This is a genomic window from Paenibacillus sp. UNC217MF (assembly GCF_000686865.1).
Classification (GTDB): Bacteria; Bacillota; Bacilli; order Paenibacillales; family Paenibacillaceae; genus Paenibacillus_B; species Paenibacillus_B suaedae.
The window spans coordinates 116,821-133,448 of the sequence record NZ_JMLT01000016.1; the positions used below are offsets into that span (position 1 = coordinate 116,821).

At 47.1% G+C, this 16,628-nt stretch carries 5 protein-coding genes; all 5 read right to left on the reverse strand.

The window, feature by feature from the left end:
- Positions 1-4: 4 nt before the first annotated feature.
- From BP95_RS0110295 to BP95_RS0110315, 5 genes are read right to left on the reverse strand one after another with little or no spacing between them, the layout of a single operon-like run.
- Positions 5-4,483, reverse strand: coding sequence for a non-ribosomal peptide synthetase (locus BP95_RS0110295; RefSeq protein WP_028532092.1), 4,479 nt, complete (start codon positions 4,481-4,483; stop codon positions 5-7).
- Complete coding sequence (locus BP95_RS0110300) at positions 4,471-5,217, reverse strand: thioesterase II family protein (RefSeq protein WP_028532093.1); 747 nt, start codon at positions 5,215-5,217, stop codon at positions 4,471-4,473. Before BP95_RS0110300 ends, BP95_RS0110295 begins: the two co-directional genes overlap by 13 nt.
- Positions 5,217-8,363, reverse strand: coding sequence for a cyclic peptide export ABC transporter (locus BP95_RS30085; protein ID WP_231515083.1), 3,147 nt, complete (start codon positions 8,361-8,363; stop codon positions 5,217-5,219). The genes BP95_RS0110300 and BP95_RS30085 overlap by 1 nt, the downstream gene beginning before the upstream one ends.
- Before the next feature lie 17 nt (positions 8,364-8,380).
- Positions 8,381-9,241, reverse strand: a complete 861-nt coding sequence (locus tag BP95_RS0110310) for a class I SAM-dependent methyltransferase (protein WP_081819855.1) — start codon at positions 9,239-9,241, stop codon at positions 8,381-8,383.
- On the reverse strand, positions 9,222-16,616 hold the full coding sequence (locus BP95_RS0110315; protein ID WP_028532095.1) for a non-ribosomal peptide synthetase: 7,395 nt from the start codon (positions 16,614-16,616) through the stop codon (positions 9,222-9,224). Before BP95_RS0110315 ends, BP95_RS0110310 begins: the two co-directional genes overlap by 20 nt.
- Positions 16,617-16,628 lie beyond the last annotated feature (12 nt).

Sequence of the window (16,628 nt, forward strand, 5' to 3'; positions counted from 1 at the left end):
GGCGTTAAAATGAAAATGTGTCGGTCAACAATGAATGCATATCTTCATTTTCGGCATTTTTACATTGGTCGCTGTACCGATTCATACTTGCTATTGTTTGATCAAGACCATCCGACAGCAATGATTCCAGCAAAGCAACGTAATATTTTGCCATTTGCTCTACAGTATCCGGTCTGAACAGACGGGTGGAATACTCAAACGTGAAGCCCAGTGCATCCCCATCCTCCTGAGCGATCAGGAGAATATCAGCTATACTGGATTTTCGTTCATACGCATACGGCGTGATAACCAGCCCATCCACTTGCAGTGGATGTATATCCATATTTTGCAAGGCAAACATCGTCTGGAACAACGGATTGCGGTTGGCCAAAGGTCGAACGTCCAGCTTCTCGATTAGCAATTCCAAAGGATAATCCTGATTACTGAATGCTTCAATGGTATGAGTTCGCACTTCCTTCAACAGTTCGCGGACAGTTTTGCTGGCAGTCGGTTGGCTGCGGAGCACAATCGTATTAACGAACATACCCAGCAACTGCTGGAATTCAACCTGATTGCGCCCAGCAACAGGAGTACCGACCATAATATCTTCATCTCCTGAATAATGCTGCAGGAGTGTGAAATATACGGTCAGTAACAACATGTACAGTGTCGTATGGGATTCGTCCGCCAGCCGTTTGAGTTGGAAGGTCATTTCGATGGACACCTGGAATTGAAACAATGCACCTTCATAGTTCTGTTCATCGGGTCTTGGATAATCCGTTGGCAGATGAAGAACCGGCAGCGATCCCTTCATTATGTCCAGCCAATACCGCTCCTGCTTGTGCCAAGCATCAGACTGCCGGAACGACTGCTGCCAGACCGCATAATCCTTATACTGGAATTCCAACGGCGGCAACGATTCTCCCCGAAATAAAGCCATAACCTCTTCCGTCAGCAATCCAAGTGAAAAACCGTCCGAAATGCTATGATGAATATCGAATATCAGCACATGCCGCTCGGAAGATATCGTCACAACACCTACACGGAATAGAGGCGCCTGTGTTAAATCAAAAGGACGGACAAATTGTCTTATCCGTTCTGGAAGTTGTTCTTCCGTCCCGCTTATCCATTCTAGCGGGACTTCCACTTGGTCATGAACTTTGAATACGATCTGTTCGCCTGCTCGCTGATGTGAAAGTCTAAGTGACTCATGCCGTTCCATTAGTTGCTGGACTGTCTTTTTCAAACGTTTCTTGTTGAGCGCTCCAGTAATCCAATTCACATCGGTTATATTGTTGCTCGTATCCGCGAACCGCCTCATTTTCTCTAGGACATAAAGACGGGTCTGCTGATATGAAGCTGGGTAGAATTCGCGCTGCTCCACAATTTGCGGTACCGGCAGATCCTCTTTTTGCCGGAAACGCAGTTGATTGGCCAATCCACGGATCGTTGGCTGAGCAAAGATCTCATCCATGCCGACATCGACACCCAGCTCTTTGCGAAGCCTTGCTACGATCAGAACCGCTTTGAGCGAATGTCCACCAAGCAGGAAGAAATTGTCTGTCACGCTGATCATCTTCAATTCTAGTATTTCACTCCAGATATCAGAAATGATCCGCTCTAGCTCATCCAGCGGCCATTCATGCGAAATGAAATCTGAATCTGAAGGAGTTGTGACCCTTTCAGGTGGTGGCAGCTCTTTAGTATTAATTTTATTGTTGGCAGACATGGGCATCTGCTTGAGCTGCACATACAGTTGAGGAACCATAAATTCGGGCAACAACTGTTGTAACTGTGTTCGCAAGTCCGATTCATTTAACAATGTAGCTGCAGTATAATAGGCGCAAATCTGCGTCTCCTTACCCTCCTGCTTGATAGGAATAACAACCGCTTCCTGAATTTGAGGCAAGCTTAAAATTTGCCGTTTGATCTCCTCCAACTCAATCCGGTAGCCTCTAATTTTGATCTGGTGATCTCTCCGCCCCAGGTATATAAGATTACCGTCGGCACGCCATTTGACCAAATCGCCGCTACGATACAGTCGCTCCTGGTTAAGCCATGGTACCGTAAGAAATTTTTCATCAGTCAGGTCCTGCCGATTCACATAACCGGCCGTTAATCCGTCTCCGCCTATAAACAGCTCTCCGGCAACTCCGATGGGTACGGGCTGATTAAATGCATCCAGTACATAACAGGTTGTGCCGGTTATCGGTTTACCGATTGGAATACTTTTTTTCTCTTGATTGGTCACATCATAGGTCGTAGTATAAGTCGTACTTTCCGCTGGTCCATACCCGTTTTTGAGTCGGACATGCGGATGATGTTGCAACAGAATCTGCACATGTGAGGGGGACATCACTTCGCCACCCACAATAATGGTCTCCAGGTTATTAAAAATTTCAGGGTCTTCGTTTAACAAATGATTGAACAGGGCAGTAGTTGGAGTCATTATGTTGATGGAGTGATGTAATAGAAACGGCTTCAATCGCGCTGGATCCAGGAACGTGTTTTTATCGGTTAAATACAAACATCCTCCATTAAGGAGGGGTGCCCATGTCTCAAACGTAAAGACATCAAATCCCAAAGCACAGGTTTGCAACAGCCGGGTGTTCTCGCTTAATTCCACATAATCGGTTTGTTTGACCAAACGCGAAATGCCAAGATGCTTGATCATAATCCCCTTAGGTCTGCCGGTCGTCCCTGAGGTGAAAATAATGATCGCCGTCTGGTCAGGTTCCCTAACCAATCCTAAATTGGCGGTGTTTGTACTGTACAATGATTCATCCAACAAATCCAGTATCTTCAAGCTTCCCGGAAGCGGCTGCTCGGGTTCTCCCTGTACAAGCAGCCATTCCATACTGCTATCCTCCAGCATATTTAATATTCGCTGTGTCGGATAATCCGGCTCGATAGGCACATAAGCGGCTCCTGCTTTGATCACAGCAAGCATACCCACGATCATCTCGAGAGAACGCTCTGCCATTATGCCAACATTCGTTCCTTGCACCAAGCCACGGCTCCGCAAGCTGTGTGCAAGCCTATTGGCTTTATCATTTAGTTCCCGATATGTATACATCCTTCCATCATGAAATAACGCGGTTCGTTCCGCGTGCAACTCTGTCTGTTCTTCAAAAATCCGATCAATTGTTAAAAGAGGATAATTGATGATATTGTCGTTGAACTGATGTAATATAAGCTGTTTCTCCACTTCATCCAACAGATCAAACTGATGCAGTTCCATACCTGGCATCGTTGTTACCAGTCTGGACAATCTGACAAAATGAGCAGCCATTCTGTTCATTGTATCCGGTGTGAACAAATCGGTGCTGTATTCCAGCTTGCCGGTAATCACATCATTATCTTCTGTCAATTCCAGCGTCAGGTCGAATTTGGAGCTGTCACTCTCCCATTCATAGCGTTGGAAGACAAGATCGCTCATCTCCAATTTGTACTTGTCCATATTTTGCACAACAAGCATAGTATCAAAAATGGGATGTCTGCTTGATGAACGCGCAATATTCAGCCGCTCCACCAGCATATCAAGCGGATAGTCCTGATGATCGTAAGCAGATAACGTAGTTTGCTTGATTTGGGCCAACAATTCCAGGAAAGTCATGTTCCCTTGAGGACGTGTACGAAGTGCCAGCGTATTCACAAACATACCGATCACCGACTCCAATTCGGCGCTTCGGCGACCTGCAATCGGTGTGCCGATTACAATATCTGTCTGGGAAGTATAACGATGCAGCAGTAGCGAATAAATACTGAACAACACCATATACAGTGTTGCTCCTTCCTGTTGAGCTATCTGCCGCGCCGATTGGACAACATCCGCATTTAACTGAAAATGCACATAGTTACCGCGACCACTGCTGTATGACGGTCTGGCATAGTCAGTCTGCAAATCCAGCACCGGCAATTCGTCTGCAAACTGCTGCATCCAGTACTGCTCTTGTGCGCTCATTTTCTCACCGGAAAACAAATCGTTTTGCCACATTACATAATCCACATACTGCACTTCTACCGGAGAAAGCGGAATGCCGTTATAAAGACAGCCGATCTCTTTTATCATAATTTGAATGGATATGCCATCCGCAATGATATGGTGAATATCAAAAAATAAATAATAGACTGTGGGAGAAGTGCGGATCAACTTAAGCCTGAATAATGGAGCCTGATCCAGGGCAAATGGCTGTGCCAGCGATTTCAATACTTCCTCAAGCTTCTCTTCCTCCACCTCAAGCGTTTCCAGCGAAAACGGAACCGTAGCCAGTACGGTTTGCGAAATATCGTTATTGTCTAGATCTGTCTCAAATATCGTCCGCATAGATTCATGCCGCTGGATAAGCTGCTGTACTGCCTGCTCAAATTTTTGGAGATCCAGTGTCCCCAGTATTTTGAAAACAGAAGATAGGTTATAGGCTACACTGTGCGGATTGAACTGCTGAACGACAAACAATCTCCTTTGAGCTGATGATGTTTCATAACAACCTATCGTTTCCATTGAATGAAACCCTCCTGATCTTGAATTGCGGCAGGGATGGTCTGATTGATAACGCTTACCACTTCCTCCATATGGCTGTGTAGAAAAAAGTGATCCCCTTTAATCCATACGATTTCGCAGTTGTGAACGGTGTGCCGGTTCCATAACTGGATATCTTCCCTGTTGATCTTATCGTTCAACCCGGCGAATACGGTTACCGGGCAATTTATCAAGGGCCGTGCCGGAGCAAGACGATATGTCTCCAGTACACGGACATCGGCATTTAATATTTTTTTGAACTTTGCGGCCAACTTTGGACGGCGTTTAATCTCCACTGGGATACGGCCATCCGGAAAAGAAAATGGGGCCAGGAGCCTTTGCTTGAGACTGGACCAAGTTAATGTACGCTTCCGATCAGACAAAGGTGCAGGCCGACCGGATAGCAACAAATGGACAGGCGGCGGATACCCTTCCCGGAGCAGCAAATAATATAATTCATACGCTAACACTGCCCCCATGCTGTGCCCGTAAATGGCATAGGGTACTTCCTGTACTTGTGCTCCTATCTGTGTCACCGCATCCTTTAACATATCGGCAATGCTGGCCGCATAAGGCTCGTCATAACGAGCGCCTCTGCCGGCAAGTTCAACCGGTCGGAGCTCGATATGTGGACTTAGCTGACCTTTCCACTGCCAGTATATTGTAGCCGAGGCGCCTGCATATGGGAGGCAAAATAATATGGTTTTAACGGTCATCACCCCTTCTCGAATAACGGAATGCTTGGCTTGATTAAGGGAACTACCGTTTGTGTGGTCTGCTGCATAGCCACAATGCGCCCCCCATCCATTTTGATAACACGATCCGCTAGATGGAAATAATGATCATCATGCGTAATTGCTATAATACATTTGCCCCGGTCCTTCATGTCCGGCAGCAGGGTATAATAAAAGAAACGGCGGTATTCCGGATCTTGATCCGCAGCCCACTCATCAAATAGACAGATTGGACGATCCTCCAAATACGCAATCAGCAAGGCCAGTCTTTTTTTCTGTCCGGTTGACAGTTTGGTTGTACTGAATGTGCCGTTATGAATAACGATCTTGTCCTGCAAATCCAGCAAGCGGAGATAGTGTTGCATTTCTGCTTCTTTTGCCTGCCAGTCGATGCCATACAAACGGTCGAACAGATGGAAATCGCCGAAGATCGCCGAGTAGTACTCACCTAGCCCACATGAGGAAATCACGCCATCATTCAGTGTCACCTTGCCTGTATCTGGTGTGTACAATCCAGTAAGTAGCTTAGCCAAGGTTGACTTCCCACTGCCGTTACCTCCAGTAATAAAGGTGATGCTGCCACTGTCAAATAGGCAGTTGATGGGTCCGACCGCAAACCCGGTTGGCCCCGATGTGTTATTGCCCGTATAGCTATAGGTCACATCTTCCAGTTGCAATCGAATTGGAACCGTCTGGAGGGCAACTTCAGCAGAAGGATGTTGGATTCTCTGTTCCACCTCCCGGATCATTTGTTTAATGCGATCCCAACTGACCTTGCTCTGCGCATACTGGGGAACGCTGTCCAGCAGTTGATTGACGGGACCGGTCATATACAAGAACACAAACACATAATTTCGTAGCATCGACGTATCCATCTGCTTAAAAAGCTCTGGAAATACAAATACTACACACCCGATCACCAGTATGAACAGCAGTTCTCCCAACACAAAAATGTCCGAATAACGCAGTTGATACACATTGCGCTTCTCTTTGTACGTTTCGCAACTGATCTGCATCTCTTCTCTGAATTCCCGGCGTTTGTCAGAATGAAGCGAAAGCTCCTTGAAGCCTTTCAGCAGATCATTGATAAACTTAAAAAAAACATTCTGGAGATCACGCGTTTCCTCCATTAAATGGTTCGCCCGGCTTCCTACATACATATACAATACCGCTAGCACAGCAATGATCACTATGGATAGCAGCAAGGCATACATGTTCATAATCCCAAGATATAGAAAACAGCATAACAAGGTAATCAGATTGGTCGCGCCCGATATCAGGATTCCCATGGAGCGACTGATGGCTTCGGTATCATTATTAAGCGTCGCTTCTACACGTCCTCGTTCAAAGCTGTCCATTTTGGAGAAGCTCGTTTGCAAAAACTTATCAACCAACTCCATCCGCTTGGCATAAATAATTTGATTGGTCAGCTTAATCAACATAGCTCGGATGATTCGCTGTCCGAACACATACATCGCAATCGCCATCGCAAAATAAAACAGGAGCCCATTCATCAGATTATCCGTTCGGTTGAACGATTCATTGATAATAAAAATGACAAACGCATTCCCTAAACCACTGACCAAACCCAGAACAATTGGCGTCAGAAATGACTTCTCCGTGTTTTTTGGAAAAAACAGAGTCAGCAGCGAGTAAGCCATATATAAGGCTCCAGTAATCAGTAGCAGCCACACGGCGGTCATTACCGTCGATGGTAGCCATATTTCAATAAATCGCCAGGTCAATTTGTACATAAGAATATCAGGAGCCTTGTATATCATCCATGCGAACAGGCAGGCAGCAATTAGATGATATCCTAGCAACCTGTAGGGCTTGGCCCGTTGAAAGGATGGTTTGCGTTTGCCGTTGCCAATGTCACGGAAGACCAGCACCAGATACACAAGTACCGCAGCTCCAATAATAGACAAGGCGATAATTAGGCCGACCGCCACAGAATCCGCTTTTTTGTAGGTATCGGAATGAATTAACGGAGGCTCTTCACCATGCAACTGGCTCAGGATGCCTTGTCCGATCCCTTGCGTATAATCGCTGTTCATATTAGCCATAATGACAACGCCAATGCCTTCTGCCGGACGCATGCCCACAAAGGAAGAAAATGTAGGGTTGTTACCCGAATGCGAAATCTCACCTTCTCCGCTTTGGAAGATATCCCAGCCTACCGCATAGGATGCACCGTTGCTCTCAGGCGGAACCGTGCGATTCGGCAGATGAGATTGATCAATCAGTGAATATTCAAAAGATCCTGAATGATCGATTCCCATCTGAATTTTAAGCCACAGAGCCATATCCTCGGCATTGCTGACTATATATCCGGCAGGGGCATTGCCCACGAATGGCGGCGGGCTGTATAATTGCGGCCTTGTATAGGCCATTCTATAACCGGAAGCCAATTCCGCGGAGGCTATCGGTTCCTGCATCGCAAAAGTATGCTTCATCCCCAGCGGCTCAAAGATATTATCTTTCATATACTCGGCATAGCTTTGCTCACTAACCTGTTCAATGATTAATCCAAGCACATCGTAATTAATAGTCGCATACTCATACGTTTTGCCAGGCGCACGATTCAAGGGCTGGTTCTGCAATATGCGAACCGTCCTCTCCAATTCACCCGCTCCATAACCCTCCGGCAGATGGCCAATCGTATCAAACGGTATGCCGCTCGTATGATGCAGCAGTTGCTCTATCGTGATTACGGCCGGTTGATTATGATACACAGGTTGAAACCAGGGCAGATACTTGCTAACCGGATCATCCAGATGCAAGCGATTTTCCTTCGCCAGTTTTAACACTGCCAGGCCAGTAAACGCCTTGCTGTTTGAACCAATTTCAAACAGGGTGGACGGACTGATAGCAGTGCCGGCAGACACGTCCTTGAACCCGTAACCCCGCTGCAATATGATCTGATCTCCACTGACTATCGTGACAGACATGCCCGGAATTTCCGCATGTTCCATTTGCTCCTGTACCCATGATTCAATTTGCTCCAGATAGCGGGGCGTCATGTCCTCTGCTGTATTCGCATAGGACATGACCGGTGCAGACAGCGCCAGCCAGCACGCCAATATACATATCCACAGTACTCTCCAGCATTTATACGGGGAATTCAAGCTTAATCCCGCCCCCTCTAATCCATTAGTAGAGCGTTTCTCTGTTTACGAGCGCTCAGTACGTAGCACTTCGGAAGCTTCACTTCCTGATCTTTTAAATGATCATACAGCGCTGAAATATCGTGATCGTACTCGTCAAAAGACTGAATCATCAGTCCATTGCTCAGTGTACAGCTCATAATGTGCGACAGGGTAGGATCGAATACATAATATGGCGCGCCTTCATAGGTCTCTTTGTTGATATAATCCAAGCCTTCGTTATATACGCGCGGTTCATCAATGAAATACGAGAACTTCATTTCCAGAGGATGTTCCTTATCATTCTCATCTAGCATGAACAGCACCGGATGAATATCGTAGATCAGTACATTCCCACCGTCTTTTAAAAGCCGCTGCACCATCTGGAAAAACAGCGATAAATCAGGAAACCAAATCAATGAGCCGGCTGAAATATATATAAGATCAAATGTTCCGCTATACTGTTCCGGGATTTCGTACACATCGGACTGCATAAATTCACATTCAATCCCAGCATCTATTGCCAGCTTACGAGCTTCATCGATCGCGAGATCACTAATATCAAATCCTATACAGGAGGCCGCCCCCAGATTTTTAAGGGATAACGTTTCCGTACCGTCATTGCAGCAGAGATGAGCAACAGACTTGCCTTCAAGACCGTACGCCTTCAACTTGGCGGTTATCGTCTCATCCAGCACCGAATATCCTTTCTGGCGGAATAGCTTCTTTCGCTCCTCCTTTCCCTTATGATGGCGGGCAGCCACCTGATTCCATGAGCGCCGGTTGGCTTCGGTATAATCCTTGATTTCCACAGTGTCTAACTCCTTATTATTTGAATTTTTAGCGTTTGGTTCGTTCACGCCGCTCCACCTTTTTGAAGCTTACAGATGCCGGATTTTCAAGGGTGGGCATGGTCTGCTTTTTCTGCAGAATCCATTGTGCCAGACTGCGGACAGTAGCCATTTCAAACAACTCGCGTAGGGTTGGAACATAACCACATGCAGCGCCTATTCTAGCGACAACTGCGGTCGCCTTGAGAGAATGACCGCCCAATTCAAAGAAATTATCATTGACGCTGATTTCATCCAGTTGCAGAACATCTTGCCAGATGGCCAGAACAAGTGCTTCTTCTTCATTTTGAGGCGGTATGATTTCCCGGATGCGTTCATCTGTATTTTGAATTTCAGATAAGCGTACCTTGTCTATTTTACCGGTAGAGGTCAACGGCATGTTGGCCACAAAAATAATCTCCTGCGGAACCATATAACCAGGGAGTCTGCTCCGAAGCCAAGCGGACAACGCCTGCCGGTTCGTCAAGGAAATTCCCGTCTGGAACTTCTCCTCACCGGATTCCGGATGTGGAAAATGCTGCACCCATACACTCGGATCATAATAGATTCCATTTTTCTGTTCCAAGTCAATCATGACAGGCTGTAACGTGATTGGCGTGATATACCTGCCGCTTTTCGGAAACTCGATGCCGGTCCATAGCTGCCAATCTCTAATACTGCCTGTGATCGTCTGTGATTGTTCTGCAATGCTTAGAACTTGTCCGCCTGCCCGGATATGGGTTCGCAGCCAAGGATCTAACGGCAGGCCATCTGATCTGGTCAACGCACAGTACTCTGTAAATGACTGTTCGGGATAGTTCGTTTTGCCTGTTGGTCGAACAGGTACGATAATATGCTCCAATTGGTGAGCGTCAGCCACATATTTGAAAGCTTCCAGCAGCAGCCCGGCTAGTCCATTGCCCCGTTGCTGTTCATTTACCACCCCGGCCAATATCAGTAGCGTATTGGGAGAGGGATACGAACCGGCGGTTTCCACACTTTTCAGCAGACCCTCATCCCAGCCTTGCGGAAGATGCTCCGGTGAGCCGTCCCAATACATTGGGACGGTATTGCCGACAGCGGCAATTTCTCCATCTTCTTGTAGCAAGGCAAATTGATAATCGGTGAAGTTGGCAAACAGCTTAGGCCAGTGTTCCAGCATTACACTATCCCCGATAAAATAATCTGGCCATGACTGCCGATGCAGTGCATTCATTCCCGCGGCCAACTGCGGCATTTGCGCCAAATTAAACCATTTTAAACGTCGTGTATGGCTAAAGGGCTGGTACTTGTTTGTAATTTCCACATAGGCGACCAAACCATCCATTCCTTTGTCATGGCGGTGGACAACGGCTGCGCTCGCGATATCACGGTGCTGCATAAGTACCGCTTCAACTTCCTCTAGCTCCACCCGGTTTCCTCTCACCTTTACCTGCTGGTCCAGCCGGCCGATGTAGCGAATGATGCCTTCTTCTGTATATTTGACGAGGTCGCCTGACTTGTATAGCTTCGAGTCAGACGTATCAGAGAACGGATCGTTCACAAAACTGTCTGCCGTGCGTTCAGGATCATGTAAATAACCGCGTGCCAGTCCTGGTGAGCTGATGTATAGTTCACCAGGCACACCTGCTGGCACAATATTCATCATTCGATCAAGCACATATACCATTACATTGCCCAGCGGCGAGCCAATCGGAACAATCTCTCCTTCAAATTCCAGCCTGCAATCAAATGTTGTTGCATCTACCGTGACTTCTGTCGGTCCATAATGGTTGTACAATCCGCAATCGAATTCCTCCCGGAACAAATCGCGCAGCTTGCGTGTAAGCGGCGCTCCGCCACTAATCACAAACCGGAGTTCAGGCCATTGTGTAAATACCCCGTTTCTGCGGGCGTTGATGAATTCCTCCAGCATCAGCGGTACAAACTGCAAGAATGCAACTCCCTGCTCCTCCGCAAGCTTCCCTAGCGCAGCCGGATCTTTGGCTTCATCAGGATGTGGGATGAAAATTCGCGCTCCGCAGGTGAGCGGCCAAAATATCTCCAGCAACGAAGCATCAAATGAATACGAGGTGTGGAACAGCGCCGTATCATTAACCTGCAACGAATAATGCTGCGCCAGCCCGGCAAACAAATGCACGATGCCCTGATGCTCGATCTCAATTCCTTTGGGCTTCCCGGTTGTACCCGAGGTAAATAATACATAGGCCAGTGTGGAACGATCCGCCTCTACACCCGGATTAATGGTCGACTGTGCATGCAACTGCGCCTCCAACTTGTTGAGATCAAGCAAGGTTACCGGGTGTACAGATTGCACCAACCATGAACCGGCTCCAGTGATCAGTACAGAAATATCTGCGGCCTGTATGATCTCCAATTGCCGTGCTTCCGGGAGTTCCGGATGGATAGGCACATAAGCGGCGCCTGCTTTCCAAACGGCAAGCAGCGAAACAATCAAATCAGCCGAACGTTCAAACCTAACTCCGATTTTTTGCTCCCGCCGCACACCGGCAGTCAGCAGCAAATGCGCCAACTGATTCGCTTTTTCATTCATTTGTTTATACGTCATTGTCTGATTATGATCGAAGATGGCGATCTCGTTCGGTGTCAATTCCACCTGACGTTCAATCACTTGATGCACACAGGATTGGGAGTCATAGCTGTGTGGCTTGCGATTACGTAGGTTGACGATAATCGTTTCGGACTGTTTGTCCAGCCACTCATAGGCATAAAGCGAGCCGTCAGGCGAATCAATCACCTGTTGCGTTAGCAAGATAAACTGCTCGGCAATCCGCTCTGCCGTCGTTCTTTTAAACAGATCCGTATTATAGTTCAAATTAAGTTCAATCCCGTGACCCAGTTCATCAAAAGCAAAGGTCAGATCAAAACGAGAACTGGTTTCCATGAAATCATACACTCGCGGATTGTAGTCGAGCCCAACAAATTTCAGGTTTTTCAGTAAATTTTGTTTATTGTTTTGCAAGCCGTACATAACCGAAAACAGCTTAGAACGCGAAAGATCATTTTCCGTCCGGATTTGCTCAATGACGAAGTTACTCGGATATAGATGATTATCATAGGCCTCGATTGCCGTCTGCCTGCTCTGGGAAACCAATTCAGCAAACGTCATATTCGGTTCTATTCGGCATTCCAACAGAATCGCCGTGGCAAACAGCCCTAGCATTCGTTCTAGCTTCACATCGTCACGGTTCACTATAGGAGAACCGACTGCGAAATGATCCTGATTGCTCAAACGGTGCATTTGTAAATTCAATACCGACAATAGGAACATATATAATGTAATCCCTTGCTGCTGACAGTAAGTGGCGATCCGCTTTTGCAAGTCCGGTTGAATCGTCTTCAGCACAGTGCCACCGTTGAACGTCACTATCGAAGGGCGCGGATAATCGGTCGGCAGGTCTAGTGCTGGCGGCACGACAGCGAATTTATCCAGCCAATACTGCCGTTTGGCTTCCAGGTATCCAGATTGAATTGAAGTGTTCATCCATTCGGCATAATCCGTATATTCAATCTCCAGCTCAGGCAACTGCGCAGTACGGTGTTCTAATTGCGAATTATACAGTTCACTGAATTCGTCAATCAGATTCATGGACGATGTCTCATCCCAGATAATATGATGCGCTACGAACATCATCAGAAACTCTTTGTCCGCATATTCGATCAACTTGACCGAAAACAGCGGCCCTTGGGCAAAATCAAAACTTTGATTGTTATGCTGTTCCGCCATCCGGTAGACATCTTGCATAATTTCATCCGGCTCTATATGTGTTCGATTCTCATATACGCTGTCCAGTCGGAAGTCCTGCTCCGATTTCACAACTTGAACCGTTGCACCTTCATGATTGGCAAAATGAGTACGAAGCACGGAATGCCGTTCAATCAGTCGCTGCCATGCCCACTCAAAAGCTGAAAGATTCATATCACCATAAAACATCAAATCAAAGCTTACATTATAAAACGGGTTGTCCGGCTCCAGTTCATGCAAATACCACTCCGGCAGTTGAACAGGAGCAAGCGCGTATGCGCTTTTGGCCGGAAAACGGCGCAACGGATTGTTGTCCGCAGCCTCTCTCGTTGGAGAATGGCCAGTTGTTTTGGCCGCTTTTTCCTGATCAATGACTGCCGCCAGTTCATGCAATACCGGGGTCGTGAAAATTTGCTGGAGTGCCATACTGATACCAAACTGCTTCCGAATCCGGTTTACCAGTTTGACTGCACTGATGGAATGCCCCCCCAGATGAAAGAAATGATCCTGTGCATCCACTTGCTTTAATTCCAGGATCTCTGCCCATAAGAAGGAAAGTTCCCGCTCTGTCGGGGTAGACCATGTTGCCGGTTTGGATGGTGCGGATGCGATATACTCGTTCGCCCATGACTGCAATGTTTTGCGGTCAATTTTCTCGCTGGTCAGTAGCGGCATTTGCTCAATGCTGATTAACTGCGCTGGAACCATATAATAGGGGAGCTTCTCCTGCAAATAAGTCCGCAATTGTCCCGGCTCCAAACGCTCCTTGCTTGTATAAAAGGTAACCAGCATCGAGTCGCCATTTCCTTGCTTTCTCGCAATCACCGCCGCTTCGTCTATCCCTGGATGACGGTTGATTACCGCCTCTACCTCACCAAGCTCAATACGGAAACCGCGTACCTTGACCTGATGATCGATCCGGCTGGAAAATTCCAGATTGCCATTCGGCAACCAACATCCCAAATCACCTGTCCGATAAACAATGCGCTCATGTTCGTGGTTGGCAAACGGATTGGCAATGAACTTGCTGTGGGTCAGCTCGTCATTATGCCAGTAACCGGCTCCAACGCCAATTCCGGAAATCCATATTTCACCCTTTACCCCTACCGGGACTGGCTTATGAAATTGGTCCACCACATACAGACGCATGTTAGGAAGTGGTTTGCCTACAGGAATGCGCTTATGTGTCAAGTCAGATTCATCCTGAACATCACTGCGCATCGTATACTGGGTTACATCATCCGAACATTCCGTAGGTCCATAGGCATTAATCAACGGTATATCCGGGAGCATGGTAAACCAGCTTTTGACCAGTTTGCCAGGCAGCTCTTCCCCGTTGGCAATCATCCAGCGCAAGGAGGGCAAGGAACGTTCGGAAGCAGGCATACTTTCCATCGTATCCAAGAAAGCAAACAGCAATGAAGGAACGGTCTCGATAACTGTAATCTGATGATTTTTTATATACTGCAACAATAACGCTTGATCCCGACCCGCCTCAAAGGAAACAATGGATGTCTGTCCGCCGACCAGCAGCGCAACAAGCGATTGCCAGATAGAGACATCGAAACTGATCGAAGCATTTTGTGCTACAATATCGCGTTCACTCAGTTGCAAGCTATAAATTTTGGCGTACAGATGATTGATCATGCCATTATGGCGTACGAGTGCACCTTTGGGCGTACCGGTTGAACCGGAAGTGTAGATCATATAAGCAAGCCGTTCGGCTGAGGGATCGTCCTCCCCGTCAGTTACCGGGAAATCAGCCAGACACTCGCTGGTGATCAGCTCATGTTGCTGCGGCCATAATGGCCCTTCCCCTATCGGCATATTCACACACAGCACAGAAAGGCTTGCAACCGTATCCAGTCTGCTCACGCGTTCCAGCAGTTGATTCTGAGTAATCAGAAGCTGTGCAGCGCAGTCCTGTAAGATATAAGTTGCGCGTTCATCCGGCACATTCGGATCAATCGGCACATAGGCTGCACCACTCTTGAGAATTGCCAGCAGCGAGGTCAGCCAGTCAAGATTGCGCTCACACATAACAGCAACAAATTGCCCTGACTTTATACCGCGGCTGCGTAAAAAATGCGCCAAACGGTTCGCACGCTCATTTAATTCTCTATACGATAATTGCTCTCCGTCGTAAGAGGCCGCAATATGATTCGGCGTACGTACAACCTGCTGTTCAAACAGTATAGGAAATGGCGTATGTACCGGGAAATCAACAGACACCTGATTGAAATCTTCCATCACCTGTGTGCGCTCAGGCTCCGACAGCATATCCATTTCGCTAACAAGTATCGTTGGATTCTGGATGGCCTGCTGGACCAGTTGTAAAAAATTACAGCTTAACCGTTCCATTGAAGACGATTCAAACAGGTGGGTGGCATATTGAATATAGCCTTCAATCTGCCCTTCCTTTTGATAAAGCTCAAATATAAAATCAAATACAGAATAACGGATAGGTTGAAGCGAATGTTCAAATGACAAAAACAATCCTGGCGATATTTCGCGTACAGCTTTGCTGTCTGCATGCAGTGTATGCATTTCAAACACAACATCATATACGGGATGATGACTATTATTGCGATCCGCCCCCAGATCATGGACGATCATATCGAACGGATATGCCTGATTTTCCTGAATATTTAGCACATTTTCTTTGATTCGTTTGACAAATACGCTGAAAGGCTCTTCTCCATTTATCTGATTACGCACCGGTAGTGTATTGATGAAGCTGCCGATCATTCCGTTCAAATCGGGATGAAATCGGCCTGATAAAGAAGTCCCGACAATGATGTCCTGATTCCGTGTATATTTGGCGAGCAACACATTCATAATTCCTAATAAAAACATGTACAGACTCACATCCAACTGCTCACATGTTTTTTTGAGCGGCACAAACAATTCCTCGCCAATAACCAGCGGTACGGCCGCTCCGGTATAGGTTCGTTCCGCTGGACGTTGATAGTCCAGCGGGAAGTTCAGATCGAGCAGTTCCCCAGCCAAATAGTCAGCCCAGAATTGACGCTGGTCCGCCAATTCACCGCCCGTCAGCATACCGTTATGCCAATGAGCATAGTCGCTGTACTGAATATCAAGCTCTGGTAGTACAGGCGGAACCTGGGTAACATGCGCCTTGTAAATCACCATCAGTTCGGACAGTATAATGTCGATCGATAGCCCATCGACGATGCTGTGATGAGCGACGATCATGCAGATATGTTTGTCCGCGGATAACTTATACAAGGTGAACCGAATCAACGGGGCCTGCTGCAAATCGAACGGTGTATTCAATTCCTCCTGTATTCTATGCTCCAGCCGCTCACGCGAATCATCAGCCGAAATATCATAGATCGCAACCGGAATTTGAATATCGTGAAAAACGAGCTGCAGCGGCGAGCCGTCCTGATCCCGATAACTGGTACGAAGAGCAGCATGCCGTTTCGCCAGATCCTGTACTGTCTGTTTAAACAGCCCTACGTCCAGTGGGCCGACCAGTGTAAATACAGTAGACACATGGGACATTGCGCGAGCTGATGGATCATCGGAAAAATCAAGCTTGTCCAGGAACCAAAATCGTTTTTGCGTATGTGATAATTCATATTGATTAGTTGTCGATTGAGTAGAAATATTCATCGCAAAACTTCC

Coding starts and splice junctions, on each gene's coding strand:
- BP95_RS0110300 (WP_028532093.1), bottom strand. CDS start 5,217: ATGACCGTTAAAACCATATTATTTTGCCTCCCATATGCAGGCGCCTCG.
- BP95_RS0110315 (WP_028532095.1), bottom strand. CDS start 16,616: ATGAATATTTCTACTCAATCGACAACTAATCAATATGAATTATCACAT.
- BP95_RS0110295 (WP_028532092.1), bottom strand. CDS start 4,483: ATGGAAACGATAGGTTGTTATGAAACATCATCAGCTCAAAGGAGATTG.